This window comes from Paenibacillus sp. FSL R5-0713 (genome assembly GCF_037973325.1).
GTDB lineage: Bacteria > Bacillota > Bacilli > Paenibacillales > Paenibacillaceae > Paenibacillus.
Genome location: NZ_CP150229.1, coordinates 91,125 through 110,312, shown reverse-complemented (window position 1 = coordinate 110,312; position 19,188 = coordinate 91,125). Strand labels below are relative to the sequence as shown.

Genomic DNA, 19,188 nt, shown 5'->3' with positions numbered 1-19,188 from the left:
TGTTGCTAAACGTTGCCAAAGACGTACTCCTCTGTTACAATAATCGCAGTGAGTTTTTAGTAACAACTTTGTAATCTTTACATTCATATTTGTAACTACTTAAAATTAAATCGTCATTTCTTGATTTCGCAGGTGCATAACTAGCATAGCCAAATTCCTGGCACCTGGGAAGCGGGGGAACCAGTTATGGGTGAATTGATCTTGCTACAGAGGGATCATAGGGGACCTTCAACCGAATCCTTAAGCTAACCTCGCAGGCGTTGGAAGGGGAATATCTCTTGTTCAAGAAGAAATTAACCGCAGCTGTACTTAGCATCACATTCGCATTATCGCTTGGTGCAGGTAGCGCATTCGCAGATTCAAAAATGGATAAAGTAATTGATTCAGCAATGGGAACTACATACAAAAGTGGGGGAACAACGCTTAACGGCTTTGACTGCTCCGGATTTACACGGTATGTATTCGACAAATTGGGTATTGATTTGGCACGCCAATCCAGTTCCCAATTCGACATGGGCGATTCCGTATCCCGCATGGAAATGAGAGCTGGCGATCTGGTATTCTTTAATACTACAGGTAAAGGCGTATCCCATGTAGGAATCTTTGTAGGGGATGGAAAGTTCGCACACTCTTCTTCTTCCAAAGGTGTTACGATCAGTGCATTGAGTGAAAGCTATTGGGCCAATCGTTATGTTGGCGCTAAACGGATTATGAGCACGGACGCGTATGAATCACTGGCCCTTGACTAGGGACAAGCTGAGCAACATGATACTGTAACCATGAACCATACTGTAACGAAGCAAGAAGCATAACAGAACCGCCCGGTACATTCTCCGCAGGAATGTATCCGGCGGTTTTTTTGTGCTTCCATCCTGATTCATATTGCAAGTTACGCTCGGGGCTATCCTACAACATCAACAGGCTCATTTTGTCCTCGTTCGTCCGTGCCCTTATGATGTTTTTACCCATCCTGTTATAATATAAACGGAATTACCGGAACTTTTGTTTCATATTTTTTCTGGTAAGAGAGACTTGCTAAATGAATATCTCTTTTGTAGAGTGGACAGAGAGTTCTGTTTCAAGGAAAGGAGCATGCAGGTGTATGAAGGAAGCCCCCGTAACGTTTCACGTTGTACCCATGCGAGAAGAACATGCGGAGCTCATCTGCAGTTGGCAGTATGATCCGCCTTACAATATCTACAGCTGGCTCCCCTGGGAGCAGATGAAAGCGCTGGAAGTGGAATTCGGAGATGCACAGCTGCGGCAGGAGCAATATGCGATTGTCCTGGATCAGAACGATCGTATATGTGGATTTGCTCAATACTTCCCACTTCAAGGGGTAACCCGGATTGGCCTCGGCATGCATCCAGAGCTGTGTGGTCAGGGGCAAGGGACAGCTTTTGTCACGGCCATTGTACAGGAAGCCATTCGCCGAAATCCGATGAATGAGATCGATCTGGAAGTGCTCACTTGGAATGCTCGTGCCATTCAAGTCTATCTAAAGAGTGGATTTGTCACCCAGGATACATACGAACGACAGACCCCAAGCGGCTTGAAGCCCTTTCACTGTATGGTTTATGAAGGGCCTCGTGATTAAAATCCATTGCAAAACAACCAAATTTGCGCCTTGTTATGTGATTAGTTCAAAAATTTCCCACAAAATGCTATGATGTCAGTACAGGTTCCGTTATAATGATATGGATAGTTTCAGGTTAGATGATCTTTCATTCTGGAGGGGACATAAGGGATGCACAAATGGATCATGAGCGGAGTATTTTTTGCAGCATGCGCTTTAGCTATTGTTTTAATGTTTACGCTTCCAGGGAAAGAAGAAGTGGCTGAAGAAGCCAAGCCTACCATGCCGGAAGTCACATTGGATGCCGGACAGGCTGAAGCACTGGTCAAAGCCAATTGTATCTCCTGTCACGGGGATCAGCTTCAGGGTGGCGTAGGACCTGCTCTAGCAAACATCGGCAGCCAGGATGATCTGGAGAAGATCTACACTACGATTGTCAAAGGTAAAGGTGGCGGTATGCCTTCCTTCAAGGGCAAACTGCAGGATGAAGAGATTGCCAATATCGCCATGTGGCTGTCAGAGAAGAAGTAATCTCTGCACACACATAACAAAGAGGCCCTTAATCCCCTTTTGGGAGAATAAGAGCCTCTTTGTTATGCTATTGATTAGGCATCTGCCGCATGCTCGGCCAGAAAGGCCTCCACTTCACGTGCGGACGGCATCCCGGACTGGGCGCCGAGCTTCGTCACGGATAACGCGGCCGCACCCATGGCAAAGCCTACGGCCGCGTCCAACGTCTCACCGCGCGCGAGGGCTACCGCCAACGCGCCGTTGAAGCAATCGCCAGCGCCGGTCGTATCGACGGCGCTTACGGCGTAGCCGGGCGCACGGCATGCGCCGGCACGCCCTGCCTGTACGCGGCCACCAGGCGCCGCCGCGTACACAGCCCCCTCGGGGCCGAGCGTCGTGACGACAGCGGCCCCGAGGGATGCGGCGAGCTCTGCGACCGCCGCATCCAGGTCTTCCGGCCGGAGATGATCCCGGCCGGTCAGCACGGCAAGCTCACTGCGGTTCGGCGTGACAACGTCCACGCACCGCAGGAGCTCCTGGGGCAGACCCGGCACCGCGGGAGCCGGGTTGAGCACCACCAGTGCGCTGCCTTCAGCCGCCAGTTGGGCGGCGCGGGTAACCGCTGGCAGCGGGATCTCCAGCTGTAGCAGCACCGCTGCGGCTGCAGTCAGGCTTTTTACCGTATCCGCTTCTTCCAGCATCTCAGGCACTACTTGCCCGTTCGCACCAGGAATAACGATAATCCGATTGTCTCCTCGAGAGAGCCAGATGGAAGCTGTCCCTGTAACCGTGTCTTCCAATCTGCGAACCTGCGAGACATCTGCACCACTTTCCGTCAGACTGTGCAGCAGACGTTCGCCAAAACTATCCGATCCCACCGCACCAATCATTGTGGTCTGTCCACCCAGACGCGCAGCAGCGACAGCTTGATTTGCACCTTTGCCGCCAGCGAGATAGTGGAGTTCCTCACCGCTCACTGTCTCTCCCTCTTCCGGAATCGTATCTGTCTTCACCACGAGATCCATATTGAGACTGCCTACGACAGCAATAAGAGGTTGTTCCTGATTATAGTCTGACATGTATGGGTTCACTCACTTCCGGCCGCGCGATAATAACCAACTTCGTTATTCCGACCTCATTTTGTCATAAGCTTCGTTGTACTGCCCTGCTTCCTTAATATCTACAGATGTAATACCGCCCGCATCCCATGACGTGAGACGCAGCGTAACCGTTGTATAGTCAATCGTAATAAAAGGATGATGATTGAACGCTTCCGAGATCGCAGCGACCTCATCCACAAATGCAATCCCTTTCATGTAGTTGGAGAACACAAATTTGCGTACAATCCACCGTCCCTCTTCCAGTTCCCAGCCTTCCAGCCTTCCCAGATGAGCTTCGACTTCCTCTTGCGAAAAAACCATGCGTTATCTTCCTCCCCATAGGATGGTACATTACAGACGTGCGTCCGTATAACCACCAACACCTTCGGTGCTATCGTCAGCAACCTCAAAGGCCAGGCTCATCGCCATGCGATCAGCCCATTTCACGAGTAACATCTTACCACGGACAAGCTTCAAAATCCAATCAACTTATATGGCGTAGAACCACTAACCATAAGGCTTTATGGAAAATTCCAGTTCCATTCATACACCTTAAAATGCATGTATATACACTAGATTAAAGGTACAAATGTTAACTCTTCTTCCCCGATCAGAATATGAATGCGGTGCTGTTCCTTATCATGGATGACCACGCCACTTCCAACCGGAATCACAGACTCTTCGCCCAGTGCATAGAACAAATCTTCCGCCAACGCCTCATCCACTTCAAGTTGCTCAGGTGCAGCGAGTCTCTCCCACTCTTCCGCGTCCATTTCAAAGAAAACATACCGATCCGGTATGCGTCCAATTGCCGTTGTCAGATCTGTCAAAATTCCTTCATAATCCCGTCCATGCTTTACGCCCATTGGCTTTTCACTCCTATTCGGCCCCTAAGGAGCGGATTTGATCTTATTATACCTGAAAATAGCCCTTAAAAAAAAAGGCCTTCTGGTCGATAAATACTATATATGACCGTTTGAACTGTTTTAGCAACCGCAAGGAATGCCTAACATTGAACGGATTGCGGCCAAAAATTCGTCCGGAAGCCCGAATACAGCCGCTTGAAAGGATTCAATTTTATCTCATGGATGAGGTGTATGATGAACATTTCAACGATTATTGGACTAGTTTTTGGGCTGGTCTCCCTTGTACTCGGTATGTTCCTGAAGGGTGCGCCCTTAATCAACCTGGTTAACAATCCGGCAGCCTACGTTATTATCTTTGTTGGTACGGCAGGAACCATTTTTATTGCATTTCCTATGTCAGAAGTTAAGAAAATCCCTAAGCTTTTCGCGATTATTTTCAAAAATCAAGTACTTATTGATCGAGTGTCTCTGATCGGCACGTTTATGGATTGGGCTTCCACTACCCGTCGTGAAGGTTTGCTTGCACTGGAATCAAAAGTAGAAGAGATTGACGATCAGTTCCTTCGTGGCGGTATGCGTATGATTATCGACGGCAACGATCAGGAATTTGTAAGTGATGTACTGATGGAAGATATTCATGCTACAGAGGAGCGCCACCGCGGCGGTGCCTTGATCTTCGCCCAGGCGGGGATGTACGCGCCAACGCTCGGGGTTCTCGGGGCCGTTGTAGGCCTCATCGCAGCACTTGCCGATCTCAGTGACATGGAGAAACTCTCCCATGCGATTGCGGCAGCATTTATCGCAACACTCCTTGGTATATTTAGTGGTTACGTGTTATGGCACCCGATGTCTAACAAACTGAAGCGGATGTCCAAGCAAGAAATGGAGATCAAGCTGATGATGGTTGAAGGGTTGTTATCCATACAATCTGGTGTATCCACCATTGCCATCAATCAAAAGTTATCCGTATTCCTGACACCTTCCGAACGCAAACAACTGGAAGAGAAGGAGGGATCATCAGGTGAAAAAGGCTAAAAAGCACGAACCACATGAAGAACATATAGACGAGAGCTGGTTGCTTCCCTATTCTGACTTGATGACCTTGTTACTTGCCCTGTTTATCACGTTGTTCTCCATGAGTTCACTCGATGCGGCCAAGTTCGAGCAGATGGCTTCCGCACTAAGCAGTGCATTGAATGGAGGCTCTGGTATTCTGGATCATACGTCCATGAATCCGGATACGCCAGGTGTTGACTTGGGTAAGAACAAACAGGAACCTACAGAAATCACTAAAAAAACACCAGCTCAGATTACGGATGCACAAATGGCTCAAAAAGAGCAGGAAGATCTGGAGAAGCTCAAGAAACGGCTTGACCAGTATATCTCGAAGAACGGCCTTTCGGACCAGCTGAACACCAAGCTGAATCAGTCTGAATTGAAAATCACCATCAGTGATAACGCCCTGTTCTCCTCAGGCCGAGCAGATGTGAAGCCTGAATCACGATCCCTGGCCAAAGCCATTTCAAGCATGCTGCAAGAATTTCCTGAATACGAAGTGGTTGTATCCGGTCATACCGATAATATTCCCATTTCGAACAACCAATATAAGGATAACTGGGATCTGAGTGCAGACCGTGCGCTTAACTTCCTGAAAATCCTGTTGCTGAACACACAATTGGACCCTTCCAAATTCACACCAAGTGGTTATGGAGAGTATCACCCGGTTGCCAGTAATGACACCAATGCCGGACGGGCACAGAATCGCCGTGTAGAGGTTTCTATCATTCGGAAGTATCAAAGTAACAATACCAATGTAAAAGCCGTTGGCGGAGGAAATTAAAGGCCACTAGGCCGCCGATGACCAAAAAGACCGTTCTCCATCTAACGATAGGGAGCGGTCTTTTGCTTTTATATTTTCTTCAATAATTATTGCTCTTATTGGGTCAAAGAAAGTCGAATCGACTATTCCAGTGAATAGTCCAGCAGACCGCCCAGCTCCGCTTTTTCAGCAGCGGTGAGCTCTCTCCAAGAACCGGTTGCCATTTCTCCAAGATGGATGTTCATGATCCGAATCCGCTTCAGCTTACGAACCTCGTAGCCAAAGGCACTACACATCCGCCGAATTTGACGGTTCTTTCCTTCGGTCAGGATAATACGGAATACCCGATCCGTCATCCGGGTCACGGTACAAGGCAGTGTCATCTCACCCAGAATCTTAACTCCGGTGCTCATGCCTCTAATGAAACTCGGCGTGACCGTTCGATCAACAGTGACGATATACTCTTTCTCATGGCGTCCTTCTGCTCTAAGAATCCGGTTAACGATATCTCCGTCATTGGTCATCAGAATCAAACCTTCCGAGTCTTTATCCAGACGTCCAATTGGAAAGATACGTTCATCGTGTCCGACAAAATCAACAATGTTCCCCTGAATATGCTGCTCAGTAGTACTTGTGATTCCAATCGGTTTATTCAGCGCAATATATACATGTTTTCTCTTTTCATTGATCGGTTTGCCATTAATGCGTACATCGTCGCCTTCTTCTGCCTGACTGCCCAGCTCAGCCTTAACTCCATTAATGGTTACCAGCCCACGATCCACCAACTTGTCGGCTTCACGCCGCGAGCAATAACCTGTTTCACTAATAAATTTATTAATACGCAAAAGGTAATCTCACCTCATCTATTTCTCTTCATCTGTAATTGGTTCATCCGTTACCTGATCTGCCTCGATAACCTCCGGTTGTTGCTCGGATGCAGGCAGTTCAATAATAACCGTTGTTCCCTTGTTCATGACGCTTTTAATATCCATCATGCCCTTATGTGATTGAATAATTCGCTGACTGACCATCAGACCAAGCCCTGTCCCGGACTCCTTATTCGTAAAGAAAGGCTCCCCAAGCTTGGGCATCATCTCTTCCGGGATACCAATGCCTTCATCCCTGATCTCAATTCTGACGCGCTTCGACTGCTCGTCATGCTTGAGCTTGATGTGGATGTTTCCTCCATTTGGCATGGCCTCCATACCGTTTTTCAGCAAATTGATGAATACCTGCTTCAACTGGTTCTCTTCACAGTGTACCATAGCCGAATCGGATGAGGCACGCAGTACAAATTCTACACCATGCAGGTGCGCCTGACTATCCAGTAAAGAGATGACATCGCCGAGAATAAAACGAATATCCCGATTCTGAAAATGAACTGCCTGCGGTTTGGCCAAAATCAGGAATTCACCAACAATCAGGTTGATGCGATCCAGCTCCGATAACATCAGATCCAGATGACGATGATTCAGCTTGTTGCTCTCTTGCTGTAACTGTAGGAATCCGCGCAGCGTGGTGAGTGGATTACGTATTTCATGCGCGACACCTGCCGCAAGCTGGCCCACGGTTGTTAGCTTCTCAGAGCGTCTGAGCAGCTCTTCCATCCGATTACGGCTCGTAATGTCTCTGGAGACACTAATGAGCGCGGTAATCTCCCCAGCTTCGTCTCGTACTGGAGCCGTACTGACACTGACTTCTACACGAGTCCCATCTTTCTTCATCCAGGTGGTTTCATTGGACGTAATAGACATTCCCTCAACGAGTTGGGCATGCTGACGTTTCATTTCTTCCTCTGCCTCTGGCGGGATGATTTTCAGATTACGACCTTCCACCTCGCGACTTCGAAAGCCATATAATTGTTCAAATGCCCGGTTAACCCGCAGCACTTTCCCTTCAAGATCCGTAATATGAATGGCATCGGCTGTCTGATTGATAATGGACTCCAGATGCTCTTTTACCGCGCGATTTTCTTCATACATCTGTTTCAGACGACTCGTATAATGGCCCAGATTACGAATCATGGCATTAATCCGATTGGCCAGTTGGCCGAGTTCATCCTTCCTCCGTACTTTCAGACGGAAGTCAAAGTGTCCATCCGCTACATCATTCACTTTGCCCAGTATGGATTGGATCGGACGCGTAATATAACCTGCGAGCAGATAGCTACCAAAGATCACGATCTCCAGCAACACCAACGATATTGAGGCATGGCTCACCAGTTGCTCAGACACCATGGAGGATATTTGCTTATAGTCCATGACAATACTGATGACATATGAAGACTGATTAGGTGTGAAAATAGGGATAAAACTCTTCAGCACCTTCTGTTCGTGCGTTTCACTGACAAAAGATACATTCTGCCCTGTCCGAATGGCGCGCACAACAGCACGATGATCTTCATCGGTAGATCCATATTGATACGTGCCAAACCGAATAGGTCTGTTATTCAACTTGCTAAAATTCGAATCTCTTCCGTCATCACCCATGTTCGGGCTGCCAAAAGTCAATGGATTGATGCCTGTAATCTCCAGAATGGAGGGATTGACCTCACGGATTTTATTCAAAATCTCATCCGGACTAGAGATTTTCACATAGTCATCAACTTCCGTATTATTATAGAAGGGATTGATTATGTAGTTTCTCTTTCCATCATGGTAGTAACCCCAGATATCAATATCCGAGGGACTGGATGTCGAATACTCGAAACCATCGGACCAGAAATGCTCCAGCTTCTGCCCTTGAGGAATCGTTACCTGTTGTTTTTCAAATAATTGTTTAAACGCCTGATACCAATAGGTCATGGATTTGGTGGACAGCCCGATCTCTCTTGGATCTGATGAGCGGCTAACCACAATATCATCATCCGTCTGTTCCATCAATGAAATATGCGAAACGCCGACCTTTTGACTCAAGCGAACAAGTTCTTCATTTGTGATATTATTAATATCCGGGTCCAACTCTTCCGCTGCCATGACAGCAGCAAGCCACAGATTGTTTCCAATCTGCCTTTTTACATAATCTGAACTGTATTGATTCTGTTCGACAGCAATTGCAATCTGCTTTGCAGTGAGTACCATCTTGGTTTCACTGTCCTGCCTCAGATTCTCTTCTGTAGTATAATAACTCAGTGCGATATTCAACACTAAAATAACGAGCACTGAGCAGGACATAATCATGGATAATTTCGTTTTAATAGACAAGTTTTTTTGTTCACCTCTCGGCTTGTACCCTCTGGCGATATATGGCAAAACCTATCTCCATCATAACGCTTGTATGTCTTTTTGAAAAGGATAATTGACCTGTGACCAAAAGTTACCGAATGACGGAAAAGCTCGAAATTCGTTGTTTTTTGCATTTTTGAACTCTACAATGAAATTAATCACTGTATTTGTCCACATACCCACAAGCTTGTGGATAGTTTGTTTATAACTATGTGAGCAACTATACGGTTATCCACATTTCTATACACAACATGTTAACAACCCGAATGCCTGTTCGCTGAATAAATGCTTTTTGGAAGGAGTTATATTGTAATGAATGACCATTCTCTCCAGCCCGACCTTTCACAATTATCCGAGGAAGCTCAACATGAGCATTGGATGCGGGAGGCCATTGCTGAGGCATACAAAGCCGAGGCCCTTGGGGAAGTGCCGATTGGAGCTGTAATTGTACAAAATAACCAAATTGTTGGCCGAGGGTACAATTTGCGAGAAACGACACTGGATTCTACCGCCCATGCAGAGATGGTGGCTATTCGTCAGGCAAGCGAGACCATCGGAGCTTGGCGCTTGTTGGATTGTTCTCTGTACGTCACACTGGAACCTTGTCCCATGTGTGCAGGCGCCATTGTACAATCCAGGGTTCCCCGCGTAATCTTTGGTACGGCTGATCCCAAGGCAGGCTGTGCAGGTACACTGATGAACCTGCTACAGGAGCCTCGATTTAACCATCGAACCGAAGTGATCCCGGATATTCTTCAGCCCGAATGCTCCACGATGCTAACTCAATTTTTCAGAAGTCTGCGTCAAAAGTTAAAATAATCACCGACTACAAACATCCCAATTGGAAAGGAAGTGTGCTGTAATGGCGCTAACCCTATATGACACAGCCAATGGCATAAGCCTTCGGTTGCTCACACCCCAAGATACACAATCCTATCTGGACCTGATTCAGATTACACGAATCCCATACCAGTCCGTAGAACCCTTGCGAGAAGATGATTTCTATACATTGGATGCTCAGACTCGACGAATTGAGGATCGGGTCAATGCTGCAGAAGAAGGTACAGGTTACCAATTTGGGATCTACACCATTAAAGACAGCCTGTTGATTGGACAAGTAAGTCTTAACAATGTCGTATTAGGCGTTGCCAATTATGCTGATATGGGTTACTTTATCCATCCAGATTATCAGGGCGGCGGACGAATGACAGCAGCGGTTAAACTGGCCGTAGCCTATGGCTTCCGTGCGCTGAAGTTAAATCGGGTCCAGGCTGCGGTATTGCCTACCAACAAAGGTTCGCAGCGCGTATTGGAGAAGAACGGGTTCCAGTTTGAAGGTACGGCTCGCAAATACCTCAAGATCAACGGCAAATATCAGGATCATCAGATCTATGCTGTACTTGCTGAAGACTTGGATGAACTTGCGGATTAACTAATTTAGAAGCTCCACCACATAGCTGTCTGCATCCCCAATTCAACATGATGCACATTCAATCTTTAAAACCGCGCTACCCTATTTATGTAGGAGAGAGTGCGGTTTTATTGGTATGTAACCTTAGCCACCCTATCAAAAATACAAGATCAATCATTCGGAGGATATCCCCTCTTAACGCTATGTAACATAAAAAACCGCCTGTATCCAAGCGGAAGGAGATGATCCTTCACTTGAATCACAGACGGTTTGAACTCAGCGAGATTAGTATCCGTATGAAGCGTTCATCAGTTCTTCGAACTCTTGCATAGTAATTACGTCATCGCCCGTAGGGATGTTGATTTTGAATGCTGCTTTTTCGTTAATCTTGGTGTACGTATTGGAACCGGTAAATGCCAGTTTCACTTCGTCTTTCGTATCTTCTGGCTTGATCAACACATCAGCGACCATCTTCTGATATACAGGGAAGTCGTTTTTGTCCAATGCGAAATCGATGTTGAATTGGTTGATTGTCAGAACATCTTTCAATTTATCCAAGTCTTTAGCCATTTCAGCCTGATCTGCTTCAGTGATTTTCAAATCTTCTTTAGCTTTGTCGATATCAGCCTGATCCATTTGCAGCATTTCACGATATTCCTCTTTGGACAGAATATCCAACACTTTAGGCATAGCTTTTGTTACCAGTACAGTAACGGCTTCTTTAACATTGTCATTATTCACCGAGAATTGTACAACTTGCTTCGCATCTACACCTTCAGGAAGTTGTGCATCTTTGGTGTCCAGGTTTTTGAAGAATTTAGCTTGATCGTATTCGCTCAGGACTGCGTCCATGACTTCGTTGCTCAGCTTTTGAGTTTTGGCTGCGTCCATAGCATCCGGGTTCCACTCCGTACCCTCTTGCTCAGCCAGTTCTTTCAGATCAAGTTCCAGGAATTTGCCAACAACGTTCTCCGGAATCGGGAAGAACGGAATATTCGGCACTTTCACATAGAGCTTCTCAGCCGTCATCACCATTGGAATGGTAAAGGTCATACCCATATCGCCTTTAAGTTCAATGCCAAGAGTCATCTCTGTCTGCATTGGCTCACTTTGGTATACACCTGTTACATTCAACTGAGCATCCTTCAACATGCTCATAAACTGAGTCATGCTCGGATCCGTTTGAGATGCATCCCCAGGTTTATAGCTCAATTCATTAATAGTGAAGTTGGAACTCATTTCATACGAAGTTAATTTGGAAGCATTGGCCGCAGCCGTCTTCAATGCCTCTTTTGGTTCCTGCTTGCTGCTACATGCTGTCAAGGCCATGGATACGGTCAACAGCAACGTAAGAAGAAGCGCCCCCATACGTTTAGTCATTTGTTTCTCTCCTCTCGTGATAACCCCAAAAAAAGTAATTCAATATCAATGATATACCATATCACCAGATACTGAAACCTAATTTGGGAAAAATGTGATCTTTCCTCTTTAAAATGGCTACAAAGACCTACGTGAGGTTTGGAAATAACCATGTGCCTGTCTTTGTATATGTATGAATACGCAAAAGCCCCCTGTTAGGTAACAAGGGACTTTTGCGTGAATCTGTTTCTTCTATTAACCTTGGGGATTCAAATGATCCACATGATTTTGATTTTTTACTTTTTTGGAACCGGATAATGGCTCCTGCATGGAAGAACGTTTGGATGAATGATGATGCTGTTCGGCAGCTTGCGCTTCCGGTACAGGAATTGTTTTCGGTTTGCTCATAATGTTACCCCCTCATCAATGTTAGGAATGGGATGGGTCCCTATCTTCCGTTTTATCATGATTTAGTGCATCCTGATGACGGCGATCATTGATATCTTGCTGAATTTGCTGGGCATGGTGACTGTTTACGGCTGGCTGCTCCAGATCATCAACTACATTTTGCAGGTTTTTGTCTACTCCCGCTTTGGCTTTAGTCAAATGTGTTCACTCCTTGAGGTTTCAAACTATTGTCGCGTCTGGGATTGTAACGACTGAGCACATTCGTGAATGTGCCTTGTATAATCGTGGGCCAGCTCCTGAATTGGCTCTGTACGCTCATCTGTCGTTCGTCCATCCCGTTCCACATCAATCAGCTGGACACTGACTTCACGGGAATCCACATACTCACATTTGAAATCAAAAGAATACATCTCATGACCTGCTGTCGCAATGTGTATCCGAATGGCCTGCTGATCGGCCTCATCCGCCATTACTTGAGCCTGATCACCCACATTCAAGACTTGAGGCAAACGCTCTTGCCAAGCCCCTACAAGCTCTGTCTGATCGATGTTTAACTCGCGATTCATCTTACCACCTCCACTCCTATAAAGTGCGGCGATGAAGATGTTTTTATACATATCAGACGTACTCAAAATATAATGTTGTACTGAGCAACGTATACAGGGGTCACCAACCCGTACCATCACTCCGTTAAACAATCGCATAACGCAAAAAAGGACCCGAGCGAGATCGCTCGAATCCTTGTTATAAGTGTAGTATGGCGGAGAGGGTGGGATTCGAACCCACGTGGAGTTGCCCCCTAACGGTTTTCAAGACCGCCCCGTTATGACCGCTTCGGTACCTCTCCAGGGAATTAACTTTTATAAACTTGCCACGAAAAGTATCATACCATATCTCGACAACATAATGCAACCTTTTTTATATTAAAATTTATGATCCATATCAGACAAATGCCCTTTTAATACAAAACACTCCAACCCGTCATTCAAAATGACGGGTTGGAGTTGTATTCCTCTTGATAAGGATGGTTAACTTTCGCTTAAGAGCGACGTGCAATCACACTTGTGCCGCCCATATAGGGACGCAATGCTTCAGGAATAACAACCGTACCATCTTCCTGTTGATAGTTCTCCAGGATAGCGGCAACCGTCCGTCCAACGGCCAATCCTGACCCGTTCAATGTATGCACAAATTCCGGTTTGGCTTTTGGCTCTCTGCGGAAACGGATATTGGCACGGCGTGCCTGGAAGTCCTCACAGTTGGAGCAGGAGGAAATCTCACGATAGGTGTTGCTCTCAGGTAACCATACTTCAATATCATACGTTTTAGCCGAAGTGAAGCCCATATCTGCGGTACACAGTGTCAGAACGCGATACGGCAATCCCAATAATTGAAGCACACGCTCCGCATTTTGAGTCATTTGCTCCAACTCTTCATACGAAGTCTCCGGAGTAGAGAGCTTGAGCAGCTCTACTTTGTTAAACTGATGCTGACGAATCAATCCGCGTGTATCCCGTCCTGCCGAACCGGCTTCAGAACGGAAACATGAGCTGTATGCCACAAAGTGCTTCGGCAATTGATCTACATTCAGAATCTCTTCGCGATGATAGTTCGTTACCGGAACTTCAGCAGTAGGGATCAGATAATATTCGGTATCTTTCAACTTGAACAGATCTTCTTCAAACTTAGGCAGTTGACCTGTTCCAAACAAGCTATCCCGATTAACGATGTATGGAGGCAGAATCTCTTCATATCCATGTTGATCGCTGTGCAGATCCATCATGAAGTTGATTAATGCACGTTCCAGACGGGCACCCAATCCTTTATAAAAGGTAAACCGAGATCCTGTTACTTTGGCTGCAGCTTCAAAATCAAGGATGTCGAGATCTTGAGCAATTTCCCAGTGTGCTTTTGGCGCAAAAGTAAATGATTTTGGCTCTTCCCAACGACGAATCTCAACATTGTCGTCTTCAGAAGCTCCAACAGGTACACTTTCGTTAGGAATATTCGGAATCGCCATGGTGAGATCATTGATCTTCACTTCCAGTTCCCGAACTTCTTCGTCCATGGCTTTGATTCGATCAGAGACTTCGCGCATCTCCACAATCAGATCATCTGCATTTTCACGATTCTTCTTCATTCTAGCAACTTCCGCAGAGACCGTATTCCGACGGCTCTTGAGCGTCTCACTCTCTTGAAGCAATTCCCGACGTTTGGTATCCATCTCGGTAAAACCAGCGATAAGATCCAACGATTTGCCACGTTTAGTCAATGCTTCCTCTACACGTGCATACTCATTCCGCAATATTTTCACATCAAGCACGATATACCCCTCCTAAATAACCCCACAAAGTGAAGCCTTATGTTAAATCGATTCTCAAAAATCTACTGTGTATACCTTACTATATACTTATCGGAATCTGTAACCACAAAAACAACCTATGCTCCCGGTGCGACCCTCCGCTGCGATTCCCGCTATGAAGCAGATACAGGCAACATCAGGCATCCGTTCAGATGCAACTGCCAATCAGCGGCCTTACAAGGCTGCTGGGGAAGTGATCCGATGACCGGGAGATCATAGGTTGTACATCATACACTATTTAGGGTCTACCGCGTGTTTGTAGGACTTGGCCATGTCTACAAAATAAGCATGCAGACGATAGTCATCCGTTAACTCCGGATGATACGAGCAAGCCAGCAAATGTCCCTGACGAGCTGTAACAATCTCATCATTGTAAGTAGAGAGTACCTCTACCTGCTCTCCAACACGCTCAATCAAGGGAGCCCGGATAAACACAGCTCTCACCGTTTCCTCGATGCCTTTGACCGGCAAATCTGTTTCAAAACTTTCTCTCTGCCGTCCAAATGCATTTCGGGATACAGTCATATCCATTAACTCCAAATGGGCCTCTTCCTGTCCCGTGATGTGCTTAGCCATAACGATTAAGCCAGCACAGGTACCAAATACCGGTTTGCCCTCAGCAGCAAACGCTCGAATGGCATCCATAAACCCATATTTACGCATCAGTTTGCCAATCGTTGTACTTTCCCCGCCAGGAAGGATAAGACCATCCAGATCATGCAATTGCTGAACCTGTTTGATAGCAACACCTTCTGCTCCAGCGCGTTCAATACTCCGTATATGCTCTGTGACAGCCCCTTGAAGCGCTAATACGCCGATCTTCATTTGCACATTCCCCTTCTCATACCAGCCGCGATCTTGCATACGCTCGGAAGGTGCAAGTTTGGATATCTCTATGCCCTTCATCGGTGCTCCAAGATACTTGGACACTTCGGCCCGTAATGTATGTGTCGTTCATTACCTTATATAGAGCAGTTAACCCACTCCACCAGGTAAAAAAACCTTGGAATTTTCCGCCTCATTATACGTGAATTCTAACTTGATATTTTACCGGAAAAACTGTAAATATACAATCCATCCGGTCGAATAACTTGTATTTTGGCAACGATATAACCACATATCATCCAATTCACGATCATACTCTTTTACAAAAAATATTCTATAAACTAGAACAGGTTTTTGATCCCGTCAAAGAGATCGACGAAGAAATCCTTAACAGCTCGGAAGAACAAACGGAACCATCCGCCTTTATCAGCCTCTTCCGCTGTGATCAAGTTCACTGTTTTTTCCTGAGGCTCAATTCCATCTGCTTTATACGTATACGTCACTGTACCAACCTTCGTACCTGCTTTGATTGGTGCTACCAGCTTGTCCGCCTCAGTTACGTTAGCTTTGAACGTCACATCCAGGTTCTGAGTACCTTTGGGTACAACGAAACTTACCGCATTATCTGTTACGACAGGAACGGTTGTTTCTTTACCTTTTTTCAAAGGTACAGCTTCCCAGCCCGTCACTTTGGTTTTGCCTGCGACAGCCTGCTTCACTTCAAAGTTGTTAAATCCAAAGTCCAATACCTTTTTAGTTTCTCTGAAACGTGCGGATTCGGAATCTGTGCCCATCACGACACTGATTAGACGCATACCGTTACGTTCGGCTGTACCTGTAAAGTTATTACCTGCGTTCGTGGTATGGCCTGTTTTCATTCCATCCAGACCTTCATAGGCATAGCTTTTGAAATTGGTTATATTTTTATTCGCTTCCAGCATCCAGTTATAATTGATAATTGGGGCTTTATCATTGGGACGGAACTTATAGGATTGAATGGTTGTAAAATCTTTGTAGTCTGGGTGATCCATGATGATATATCTGCATAGAATTGCAGCATCCAGTGCGGACATGACTGTTTCCTTGTCTTCAGCTGGGCGGAAATCGGCAGGCATATCTGCTCGATCGAGACCGGAAGAGTTGATGAAGAACGTATCCTTCATGCCCATACGCTTCGCTTCATCATTCATCATTTTCACGAAAGCTTCTTCCGAACCTGCAACATGTTCAGCCAAAGCGACCGTAGCATCATTAGCAGACCCAACAGCCATAGCAATATAGAGATCCTTAACTGTGTGTTGGTCCCCTTCAGCAAGGAAAATACGTGATCCGACACTTTGTGCAGCATTCTTTTTAACAGTTACAATATCGTCCCAGCCGAGTTTACCTTGTTTAACTTGTTCAGCGACAATGTACTCTGTCATCATTTTGGTCATGCTGGCAGGTGGCATAGCTTTATCCGCATCGACATTGAGCAAGATCTGACCCGTTGATGCCTCCATGAGAACGGCTGACCTAACCTCAAGCCCCAATGAGTCTACCCCAGGTACCTGTACAGCTTTCTCCGTCTTCGTTGTTGTTGCTGCAGCAGTCAGGACCTGCCCGGAGTCGTTCGCAGCAGCCATGACTGGCATTACTGCAGACATGCAAAGCATGTTAATTAGCATTACCGAGGCTACGCTCTTTTTGAGCATTTGGCGTTTCTTCTTATTCATGTGTTTGGCTTTCAATGATGAATACTCCCTTCGATCCAAAGCATTGTTAATTGCTTCAGTGCAGCTTATGCTGCGATTTTCTTGTTCCCTAACCTGCATGTTTGATGTGTGAGATGTGTGCTATATGCGCTGTATCGAACGAGCAATATTATTGCTCCTAAAGTTCGTTATCGATTGTCACTTAGTCCGCATTTTGCGAATGCTTATGTAAAAGGACGTCCGCGCTTCTGTTTGGCTGGCAGCCTTTTTTTGCACTGCATTTGCTTTTCATAACCATATTCATAGATTCACGTCAAATAGCCGCCGCAACGCCTTAATCCATCCATGGATCGTCACCGCTTGTTCTATTCTATCACAGGGGTATCTGCAAAAAAAGACAGACCCGGTGAAAATCACCGAGCCTGTCCTGGAAATGATTAACTCTCTTCCGATTACAACGAGTAGTTAGGTGCTTCTTTTGTAATCTGTACATCATGTGGATGACTTTCACGCAGGCCTGCACCTGTAATACGAATAAAGCCAGTATCGTTCCGAAGCTGCTCCAGGTTGCTTGTACCGCAATAACCCATACCGGAACGCAGACCACCAATCAGTTGGTGAATCGTATCAGATAATGGACCTTTGTAAGCGACGCGACCCTCAATTCCTTCTGGAACCAGTTTCTTGTCATCATCTTGGAAATAACGATCTTTACTACCTTGTTTCATCGCAGCCATTGAACCCATACCGCGATAAACTTTGTAGCTACGTCCTTGGAAAATTTCAGTTTCCCCCGGGCTTTCCGCTGTACCGGCAAACAAACTTCCCAACATAACCGCGTGTGCACCTGCAGCCAGTGCCTTCGTAATTTCACCAGAATATTTAATTCCGCCGTCCGCAATAATCGGAACTCCATATTCACGTGCCACTGTTGCACAATCGTACACTGCCGTTACTTGAGGTACACCAATACCAGCAATTACACGTGTTGTACAAATCGACCCTGGACCAATACCCACTTTAACTACCGAAGCCCCTGCTTCAATCAGGTCACGAGTAGCTTCACCAGTAGCCACGTTACCTGCAACGATGGTCAGGCTAGGGAAACGTTCGCGAAGCTGACGTACTGCTTCAATGATATTAATGTGGTGTCCGTGAGCCGAGTCTACCGTAATCAAATCAACACCAGCTTGTACCAAAGCATCCGCACGTTCAAAGGTGTCCTTGGAGATACCAATCGCTGCACCAACCAACAGACGACCTTGAGCATCTTTGGCTGCATGAGGGAATTGAATGGCTTTCTCAATATCTTTAATAGTGATAAGACCTTTCAACGTGTTCGTCTCATCAACTAATGGAAGTTTCTCAATCTTATGTTTCTGAAGGATACCTTCAGCTTCTTGCAATGTAGTACCTACAGGAGCGGTAACCAGATTCTCACGAGTCATAACTTCGCTGATTTTGATGCCGTAATCATGGATAAAACGCAAATCACGGTTGGTCAAAATACCAACCAGCTTCTGATCTCCTTCAATAATGGGTACGCCGGAGATCCGATATTTCGCCATAACTTCTTCAGCATCAGATACCAGATGATCTGCTGTGAGTGAGAATGGATTCGTGATTACACCACTCTCTGAACGTTTAACCCGATCTACTTCTTCAGCCTGTTGTTCAACAGACATATTTTTATGAATGATACCGATACCGCCTTCACGTGCAATGGCAATAGCCAAAGTCGCTTCAGTTACCGTATCCATTCCTGCACTAATCAAAGGAATATTTAACTTCACAGTGTCGCTTAAACGAATAGATACATCTACTTCCTTAGGCAGTGTCTCGGATTTCCGTGGCACTAGCAATACATCATCAAAGGTGAGGCCTTCCTTACCAAATTTATCTTCCCACACGCAAGTGTTCCTCCTTATGGTTGCTCAGCTTTACGGTCCAAAACCCGAAGATTCCAGGCTGTATTTTACGCCGAAAATACGTTTTCTGAAAAATTTATTATTGCCATCTTAGCAAAGCGATATT

General features: G+C 46.0%; 21 protein-coding genes, 1 tRNA gene and 1 riboswitch. Of the genes, 7 read left to right on the top strand and 15 right to left on the bottom strand.

Features of this window, described 5'->3' with window-relative positions; genetic code table 11:
* The first annotated feature begins 137 nt into the window (after window positions 1-137).
* A riboswitch (cyclic di-AMP (ydaO/yuaA leader) is annotated at window positions 138-275 on the top strand.
* Between the two features lie 39 nt (window positions 276-314).
* From MKZ12_RS00530 to MKZ12_RS00520, 3 genes are all read left to right on the top strand, one after another.
* A complete protein-coding gene (locus MKZ12_RS00530) occupies window positions 315-749 on the top strand; it encodes a C40 family peptidase (RefSeq protein ID WP_339242862.1) in 435 nt (144 codons plus the stop codon).
* 353 nt (window positions 750-1,102) lie between these two features.
* Window positions 1,103-1,597, top strand: a complete 495-nt coding sequence (locus MKZ12_RS00525; RefSeq protein WP_339258202.1) for a GNAT family protein — start codon at window positions 1,103-1,105, stop codon at window positions 1,595-1,597.
* Between the two features lie 150 nt (window positions 1,598-1,747).
* On the top strand, window positions 1,748-2,107 hold the full coding sequence (locus tag MKZ12_RS00520; protein ID WP_278297432.1) for a cytochrome c: 360 nt from the start codon (window positions 1,748-1,750) through the stop codon (window positions 2,105-2,107).
* A gap of 74 nt (window positions 2,108-2,181) precedes the next feature.
* On the opposite strand, the gene rbsK is transcribed toward MKZ12_RS00520, so the two are convergent.
* The 4 genes from rbsK to MKZ12_RS00500 all read right to left on the bottom strand — a co-directional run bounded on the left by rbsK (window position 2,182) and on the right by MKZ12_RS00500 (window position 4,052).
* Entirely contained in the window at window positions 2,182-3,165 is a 984-nt protein-coding gene (gene rbsK, locus MKZ12_RS00515) for a ribokinase (RefSeq protein ID WP_339238971.1), read from the bottom strand.
* A 45-nt stretch (window positions 3,166-3,210) separates the two neighbouring features.
* Window positions 3,211-3,507 carry a 4a-hydroxytetrahydrobiopterin dehydratase gene (locus MKZ12_RS00510; RefSeq protein ID WP_062838136.1) on the bottom strand — a complete coding sequence of 99 codons (297 nt, stop codon included), beginning with the start codon at window positions 3,505-3,507 and terminating at the stop codon, window positions 3,211-3,213.
* A gap of 30 nt (window positions 3,508-3,537) precedes the next feature.
* Window positions 3,538-3,663 carry a hypothetical protein gene (locus MKZ12_RS00505; protein WP_339238970.1) on the bottom strand — a complete coding sequence of 42 codons (126 nt, stop codon included), beginning with the start codon at window positions 3,661-3,663 and terminating at the stop codon, window positions 3,538-3,540.
* Between the two features lie 95 nt (window positions 3,664-3,758).
* A complete protein-coding gene (locus tag MKZ12_RS00500) occupies window positions 3,759-4,052 on the bottom strand; it encodes a hypothetical protein (protein ID WP_253428962.1) in 294 nt (97 codons plus the stop codon).
* Window positions 4,053-4,286: 234 nt separating this feature from the next.
* On the opposite strand from MKZ12_RS00500, the gene motA reads away from it, so the two are divergent.
* Together motA and motB are read left to right on the top strand one after the other, a co-directional pair.
* Window positions 4,287-5,087, top strand: coding sequence for a flagellar motor stator protein MotA (motA, locus tag MKZ12_RS00495; protein ID WP_339242860.1), 801 nt, complete (start codon window positions 4,287-4,289; stop codon window positions 5,085-5,087).
* Window positions 5,074-5,892 carry a flagellar motor protein MotB gene (motB, locus tag MKZ12_RS00490; protein ID WP_339238967.1) on the top strand — a complete coding sequence of 273 codons (819 nt, stop codon included), beginning with the start codon at window positions 5,074-5,076 and terminating at the stop codon, window positions 5,890-5,892. The genes motA and motB overlap by 14 nt, the downstream gene beginning before the upstream one ends.
* 122 nt (window positions 5,893-6,014) lie before the next feature.
* Here the strand turns inward: motB and rluF are convergent, their stop codons facing one another.
* Together rluF and MKZ12_RS00480 are read right to left on the bottom strand one after the other, a co-directional pair.
* A complete protein-coding gene (gene rluF / locus MKZ12_RS00485) occupies window positions 6,015-6,716 on the bottom strand; it encodes a 23S rRNA pseudouridine(2604) synthase RluF (RefSeq protein ID WP_339258200.1) in 702 nt (233 codons plus the stop codon).
* An 18-nt stretch (window positions 6,717-6,734) separates the two neighbouring features.
* The gene (locus tag MKZ12_RS00480) at window positions 6,735-9,074 is read right to left on the bottom strand and encodes an ATP-binding protein (protein WP_339258198.1); all 2,340 of its coding nucleotides are present in this window, start codon (window positions 9,072-9,074) and stop codon (window positions 6,735-6,737) included.
* A 333-nt stretch (window positions 9,075-9,407) separates the two neighbouring features.
* Between MKZ12_RS00480 and tadA the strand changes: the two genes are divergently transcribed.
* Together tadA and MKZ12_RS00470 are read left to right on the top strand one after the other, a co-directional pair.
* Window positions 9,408-9,914, top strand: a complete 507-nt coding sequence (gene tadA / locus MKZ12_RS00475) for a tRNA adenosine(34) deaminase TadA (RefSeq protein WP_339238963.1) — start codon at window positions 9,408-9,410, stop codon at window positions 9,912-9,914.
* Window positions 9,915-9,957: 43 nt separating this feature from the next.
* Window positions 9,958-10,527, top strand: a complete 570-nt coding sequence (locus tag MKZ12_RS00470; protein WP_339258196.1) for a GNAT family protein — start codon at window positions 9,958-9,960, stop codon at window positions 10,525-10,527.
* A gap of 264 nt (window positions 10,528-10,791) precedes the next feature.
* Here the strand turns inward: MKZ12_RS00470 and MKZ12_RS00465 are convergent, their stop codons facing one another.
* From MKZ12_RS00465 to guaB, 9 genes are all read right to left on the bottom strand, one after another.
* A complete protein-coding gene (locus MKZ12_RS00465; RefSeq protein ID WP_339258194.1) occupies window positions 10,792-11,886 on the bottom strand; it encodes a hypothetical protein in 1,095 nt (364 codons plus the stop codon).
* A gap of 234 nt (window positions 11,887-12,120) precedes the next feature.
* On the bottom strand, window positions 12,121-12,273 hold the full coding sequence (locus MKZ12_RS00460; protein ID WP_253428949.1) for a small acid-soluble spore protein P: 153 nt from the start codon (window positions 12,271-12,273) through the stop codon (window positions 12,121-12,123).
* 21 nt (window positions 12,274-12,294) lie between these two features.
* Entirely contained in the window at window positions 12,295-12,471 is a 177-nt protein-coding gene (locus MKZ12_RS00455; RefSeq protein WP_017691325.1) for a hypothetical protein, read from the bottom strand.
* 26 nt (window positions 12,472-12,497) lie between these two features.
* On the bottom strand, window positions 12,498-12,839 hold the full coding sequence (locus tag MKZ12_RS00450; protein WP_253428947.1) for a hypothetical protein: 342 nt from the start codon (window positions 12,837-12,839) through the stop codon (window positions 12,498-12,500).
* Between the two features lie 192 nt (window positions 12,840-13,031).
* A tRNA-Ser gene (locus MKZ12_RS00445) sits at window positions 13,032-13,120 on the bottom strand.
* Between the two features lie 192 nt (window positions 13,121-13,312).
* Window positions 13,313-14,596, bottom strand: coding sequence for a serine--tRNA ligase (gene serS / locus MKZ12_RS00440; protein ID WP_339258192.1), 1,284 nt, complete (start codon window positions 14,594-14,596; stop codon window positions 13,313-13,315).
* A 273-nt stretch (window positions 14,597-14,869) separates the two neighbouring features.
* On the bottom strand, window positions 14,870-15,460 hold the full coding sequence (pdxT, locus tag MKZ12_RS00435; RefSeq protein WP_339261265.1) for a pyridoxal 5'-phosphate synthase glutaminase subunit PdxT: 591 nt from the start codon (window positions 15,458-15,460) through the stop codon (window positions 14,870-14,872).
* 341 nt (window positions 15,461-15,801) lie between these two features.
* Window positions 15,802-17,190: a D-alanyl-D-alanine carboxypeptidase family protein gene (locus MKZ12_RS00430; protein WP_339238959.1), complete on the bottom strand. Its 1,389-nt coding sequence runs from the start codon at window positions 17,188-17,190 to the stop codon at window positions 15,802-15,804.
* 416 nt (window positions 17,191-17,606) lie between these two features.
* Window positions 17,607-19,064 carry an IMP dehydrogenase gene (gene guaB / locus MKZ12_RS00425; protein ID WP_339238958.1) on the bottom strand — a complete coding sequence of 486 codons (1,458 nt, stop codon included), beginning with the start codon at window positions 19,062-19,064 and terminating at the stop codon, window positions 17,607-17,609.
* Window positions 19,065-19,188: the final 124 nt, after the last annotated feature.

Coding starts and splice junctions, on each gene's coding strand:
- MKZ12_RS00525 (WP_339258202.1), top strand. CDS start 1,103: ATGAAGGAAGCCCCCGTAACGTTTCACGTTGTACCCATGCGAGAAGAA.
- MKZ12_RS00520 (WP_278297432.1), top strand. CDS start 1,748: ATGCACAAATGGATCATGAGCGGAGTATTTTTTGCAGCATGCGCTTTA.
- rbsK (WP_339238971.1), bottom strand. CDS start 3,165: ATGTCAGACTATAATCAGGAACAACCTCTTATTGCTGTCGTAGGCAGT.
- MKZ12_RS00510 (WP_062838136.1), bottom strand. CDS start 3,507: ATGGTTTTTTCGCAAGAGGAAGTCGAAGCTCATCTGGGAAGGCTGGAA.
- MKZ12_RS00500 (WP_253428962.1), bottom strand. CDS start 4,052: ATGGGCGTAAAGCATGGACGGGATTATGAAGGAATTTTGACAGATCTG.
- motA (WP_339242860.1), top strand. CDS start 4,287: ATGAACATTTCAACGATTATTGGACTAGTTTTTGGGCTGGTCTCCCTT.
- tadA (WP_339238963.1), top strand. CDS start 9,408: ATGAATGACCATTCTCTCCAGCCCGACCTTTCACAATTATCCGAGGAA.
- MKZ12_RS00470 (WP_339258196.1), top strand. CDS start 9,958: ATGGCGCTAACCCTATATGACACAGCCAATGGCATAAGCCTTCGGTTG.
- MKZ12_RS00465 (WP_339258194.1), bottom strand. CDS start 11,886: ATGACTAAACGTATGGGGGCGCTTCTTCTTACGTTGCTGTTGACCGTA.
- MKZ12_RS00460 (WP_253428949.1), bottom strand. CDS start 12,273: ATGAGCAAACCGAAAACAATTCCTGTACCGGAAGCGCAAGCTGCCGAA.
- MKZ12_RS00450 (WP_253428947.1), bottom strand. CDS start 12,839: ATGAATCGCGAGTTAAACATCGATCAGACAGAGCTTGTAGGGGCTTGG.
- pdxT (WP_339261265.1), bottom strand. CDS start 15,460: ATGAAGATCGGCGTATTAGCGCTTCAAGGGGCTGTCACAGAGCATATA.